Annotated in this window: 3 protein-coding genes and 1 pseudogene; 2 read left to right on the top strand and 2 right to left on the bottom strand. The window is 63.4% G+C overall.

Annotated features, from left to right (window positions below):
• Positions 1-193 (top strand): annotated as a pseudogene (locus tag EN879_RS25360) (LysE family translocator); the annotation flags it as partial.
• Between the two features lie 9 nt (positions 194-202).
• On the opposite strand, the gene EN879_RS25355 reads toward EN879_RS25360, so the two are convergent.
• Both EN879_RS25355 and EN879_RS25350 read right to left on the bottom strand, forming a co-directional pair.
• The gene (locus EN879_RS25355; protein ID WP_013529006.1) at positions 203-526 is read right to left on the bottom strand and encodes a hypothetical protein; all 324 of its coding nucleotides are present in this window, start codon (positions 524-526) and stop codon (positions 203-205) included.
• Between the two features lie 138 nt (positions 527-664).
• Positions 665-1,228 carry a peroxidase-related enzyme gene (locus EN879_RS25350; protein ID WP_063169467.1) on the bottom strand — a complete coding sequence of 188 codons (564 nt, stop codon included), beginning with the start codon at positions 1,226-1,228 and terminating at the stop codon, positions 665-667.
• Positions 1,229-1,364: 136 nt separating this feature from the next.
• On the opposite strand from EN879_RS25350, the gene EN879_RS25345 reads away from it, so the two are divergent.
• The coding region (locus EN879_RS25345) for an NAD-glutamate dehydrogenase domain-containing protein (RefSeq protein ID WP_164774566.1) at positions 1,365-4,489 on the top strand (3,125 nt) is incomplete at its 3' end.

The following is a 4,489-nucleotide window of genomic DNA, read 5'->3' as shown; positions in this document are numbered from 1 at the left end:
GGTCAGCATCGTCGGCTGGGTCGAGCTGACGGCGACCATGGCCGTGGTGCTGGTCGCCATCGATCTCGCCTGGGTGCTCGCCGCATCACAGGCGCGCAAGCTTTTGAAGAGCAAGCGCGCCATGAAGATCGCCAATCGCATCAGCGCCACGACGATGGCCGGTGCGGCGGCCGCCATAGCGACGCGGTCCTGAGCCGGCGCGTCACATCACTTCAATGATCGGCGCGATCTCGACGCTGAAGGCCGGGTTCATCAGGATCGGGCAGTCCTTGGCCTTGGCGACGGCATCGTCGATGTCTTTCGCTTCGACGATCGTGTAGCCGGCGGCCGGATTGCTGCCGCCATTGTTCTCGACCTTGCCGCCGGGCAGCACCATCTTCGACATGCCGACCGGATTGCCGCCGTCGACCACAGCCGAGCCGAGCTTGCCGTACCAGCCGTTCCAGGCGTCCATTGCGGCCTTCCGCTCGGCCTCGTCGGTCGGCATCTTGCCCGAGCCATGATAGACGTAGAGATACTTCGCCATGTTCTCCTCCCTTGGTGAGCGGCATCGAACCGGCATGCGGTCATGCCGCCTGCCGATCATCGGACCAAACCGGCAAACAAGCAACGAGAATGCGACACTGCTAATATAACGCCCCGGTCTGGATCCTGCCGCAATCCGTCACCTTGCCATGGCGTGGTATTCGTCGTTCGGCCGCATATCGATTGCCGCGGCCACGCGGTTCGACATGTTGAAGAAGGCAGCGGTCGAGGCGATGTCCCAGATGTCGCGATCGGTGAAGCCGGCCTGACGCAGCGCGCCCCGGTCGGCCTCGACGATCTTGGCCGGCTCTTGCGTCAGCTTGACGGCGAATTCGAGCATTGCCGTCTGCCTGGGCGAAAGATCGGCGGCGCGGAAATTCATCACCATCATTTCGCCGAGCGCCGGATCGCCGGAGAGCTGGCGCACCGCCGCGCCGTGCGCGGTCAGGCAATAGTAGCAATGATTGATCGAGGAGACGGCGACCGCGATCATTTCGCGCTCCAGCTTCGACAGGCCGGACTCACCCAGCATCAAATCGTTGTACATGTCGGTGAAGGCGCGCAGCTTCTTGTCGTCGAAGGCATAGGCCCTGAGCACGTTGGGGACGAGGCCGAGCTTCTCCTCGCATTTGGCGAAATAGGTTTTTGTCGCCTCGCTCAGCTCTCCCTGGCCAAGATCAAGCGCGCTGATTTTGCCGGTCATGGGTCATTTCTCCTCGTTGCGCGGCATCTTGTCGCCAAATTCCGATAATTCTTGGCAAGCCGTCAAACCTTTGTCGCCAAACAGCGGTCATCTGCTACCATAGTCGTAAAAGCATTCGACGGGAGGGACGTGCGTCATGGCCAGCGTGAAATCCGCGAGCAAGCCGAAGAAAAAAGCCACGGCAGCGCTTAAAGCGGAGGAAAGGCCAGCCAGGCTTGCAGACTATCTGCTCGCCCGCGCGCCAGCTGAAGACATTGCTCCCTACGATGTGGCCGACCTGGAGCGGGCTGCCGATCTCGCCGGCCAGGCAGTCGCCACTCACAGGAAAGGCGAGTGCGTCGTCGCCGTCGATGCCGATTCGGGCGTTGTGCGAGACGGCCGCCCGATGACGGTTGTCACGGTCGTCAACGACAACATGCCGTTCCTGTTCGATTCCATCCTCGGCGAGATCACCGAGACATCGGGCGAACCGACCCTGGTCACCCATCCGGTTATCGTCGTGCGCCACGGCAAGGGCGGCGTGGAAGAAATCCTCGGCGACGGCAATTTCGCCAAGGACGATGGCAGCCACGACCGGCTGAGCGTCATCCATGTCCACATCCCGCGGCTGACATCCGAGCAGGCGAGCGGATTGAGCGAGCGGCTGCGCAAGATCCTTGGCCAGGTTCATGCCGCCGTTCACGACTGGAGGCCAATGCTGGCCCGCCTCGATCAGGCGATCTCGGAATTCCGCTATACGGCCGTGCCGCTCGACAAGAAGAGCGTTGCCGAGGCTCTCGCCTTCCTGGAGTGGCTGCGCGACGACAATTTCACCTTCCTTGGCATGCGCGAGTTCAAATACACCGGCGGCGAGGAAAGCGGCACGCTGGAGCGCGCTGAAAAGCCTGGCCTCGGCATCCTGTCCGATCCCGACGTGCTGGTGCTCAGGCGCGGCACCGAAGCGGTAACGACGACGCCGGAGATCCGCGCCTTCCTGCATGGGCCGGAGCCGCTGATCGTCACCAAGGCCAATGCCAAGTCGTCCGTGCACCGCCGCATCTATCTCGATTACATCGGCATCAAGACCTACACCGCCAAGGGTACGCTCGCGGGCGAATTGCGCATCGTCGGCCTGTTCACCTCGACCGCCTACACGCGCTCGGTGATGAAGATCCCGTATCTCAGGTCCAAGGCCGAAACCATCATCGCCAAGTCCGGCTTCGACCGGCACGATCATTCCGGCAAGGCGCTGATCAACGTGCTGGAAAGCTATCCGCGCGACGAGCTGTTCCAGGTGCCGGTGCCGATCCTGCGCAAACATGCCGCCGCCATTCTGGGCCTGGTCGAGCGGCCACGCGTGCGGGCGCTGGTGCGCGCCGACCAGTTCGACCGTTTCGTCTCAATCCTCGTCTTCGTGCCGCGCGACCGTTACGACAGCGTCGTGCGCGAGAAGATTGGCTCCTATCTGAAAACCGTATTCGAAGGCCGGCTGTCGGCCTACTACCCGGCCTTTCCCGAGGGCGGGCTGGCGCGCGTGCACTTCATCATCGGCCGCTCCGGCGGCAAGACGCCGAAGGTCGAGCAAGCGACGATAGAGGCGGCGATCCGCGACATCGTGCGTACCTGGGAGGACGCCCTTTCCGATGCGGCCGAGGCCAGTGGCGGCGACCAGGCTTTGAAGGCGATTGCCGCGCGGCTGCCGGAAAGCTACCGCGATTCGTTCAGCGCGGCGGTGGCGCTGGCCGATGCCGGGCGCATTGCCAAGATCAGCGCCGGCAATCCGATCGCCATCGACTATTATCGCCATGCCGAGCAGAAGCCGCACCAGGCATCGCTGAAGATCTATCACCACGGCAGCCCGGTGGCGCTGTCGCGCCGCGTGCCGGTGCTGGAAAACATCGGCTTCCGCGTCATCAGCGAGCGCACTTTCGAGGTCGGCGACGACCAGGTCGGCACGATCAATAGTGATCGGCCCGGCTTAGTCTTTATTCATGACATGGAGCTTGAGAACAGCTACGGCCAGCCGATCGACCTGACCGATGGCGGCGCGCTGTTCGAAGATGCGTTCCTCTCCGTCTGGCGCGGCGACGTCGACAATGACGGCTATAACGGCCTCGCCCAGACCGCCGGCCTGTGGTCTGGCGAGATCACCATCCTGCGCGCCTATGGCCGTTATCTGCAGCAGGTCGGCATTCCGCAAAGCCAGGATTTCATCGCCGCCGCGCTCAACCGCTATCCCGACATAGCGCGTGGCCTGCATGCGCTGTTCATCGCCCGGCTTGGCCCGACAGCCGAGACCGAAGGCGTGGTGGCCGCAAAGCATCTCAAGGCCAAGATCAAGGATGCGCTGGAGGATGTGCCGAACATCGACGACGACACCATCATCCGGCGCTACCTCAATCTGATCGAAGCCACGCTGCGCACCAATCATTTCGTTGCCGATACGAAAGAAAAGGGCCAGTCGCTGGCGATCAAGCTGGACTCGCACGCGGTCGAGGGCTTGCCGGCGCCGCGGCCGTGGCGGGAGATCTTCGTCTACGGCTCCGAGGTCGAAGGTCTGCATCTGCGCTTCGGTCCGGTGGCGCGCGGCGGCCTGCGCTGGTCCGACCGCGCCCAGGACTACCGCACCGAGGTGCTCGGCCTGGTCAAGGCACAGCAGGTCAAGAATGCCGTCATCGTGCCGGTGGGCGCCAAGGGCGGCTTCTATCCGAAGAAGCTGCCGATGAGCGCTGGCCGCGACGCGATCTTCGAGGCCGGTACTTCGGCCTACAAGAACTTCGTCTCCAGCCTGCTGTCGATCACCGACAATATCGGCCTCGACGGCGTCATCCCGCCGGCCGGCGTTATCAGACGCGACCCGGACGATCCGTATTTCGTCGTTGCCGCCGACAAGGGCACGGCGACCTTCTCCGATACCGCTAACGCGATCTCGGAGAAGCACGGCTTCTGGCTCGACGACGCCTTCGCCAGCGGCGGCTCGGCCGGCTATGACCACAAGAAGATGGGCATCACCGCCAAGGGCGCCTGGGAAGCGGTCAAGCGGCATTTCCGCGAGATCAACCGCGACATCCAGACCTCGTCCTTCACCGTCGTTGGGGTCGGCGACATGTCGGGCGACGTGTTCGGCAACGGCATGCTTTTGTCCCCGAAAACCCGGCTGATCGCGGCCTTCGACCATCGCGACATCTTCATCGATCCCGATCCCGACATGGCAGCCTCGATGGCCGAGCGCGAGCGCATGTTCGCGCTGCCGCGTTCGAGCTGGCAGGACTACGACAAGAC

The organism is Mesorhizobium sp. M7A.F.Ca.AU.002.02.1.1, assembly GCF_003998535.1.
Lineage (GTDB): Bacteria > Pseudomonadota > Alphaproteobacteria > Rhizobiales > Rhizobiaceae > Mesorhizobium > Mesorhizobium ciceri.
The sequence above is the reverse complement of the archived record's forward strand: the minus strand, read 5'-3'. Positions and strand labels throughout refer to the sequence as shown.

Excerpts from the sequence above, each read along its gene's own strand:
- EN879_RS25355 (WP_013529006.1), bottom strand. The coding sequence starts at position 526 with ATGGCGAAGTATCTCTACGTCTATCATGGCTCGGGCAAGATGCCGACC.
- EN879_RS25350 (WP_063169467.1), bottom strand. The coding sequence starts at position 1,228 with ATGACCGGCAAAATCAGCGCGCTTGATCTTGGCCAGGGAGAGCTGAGC.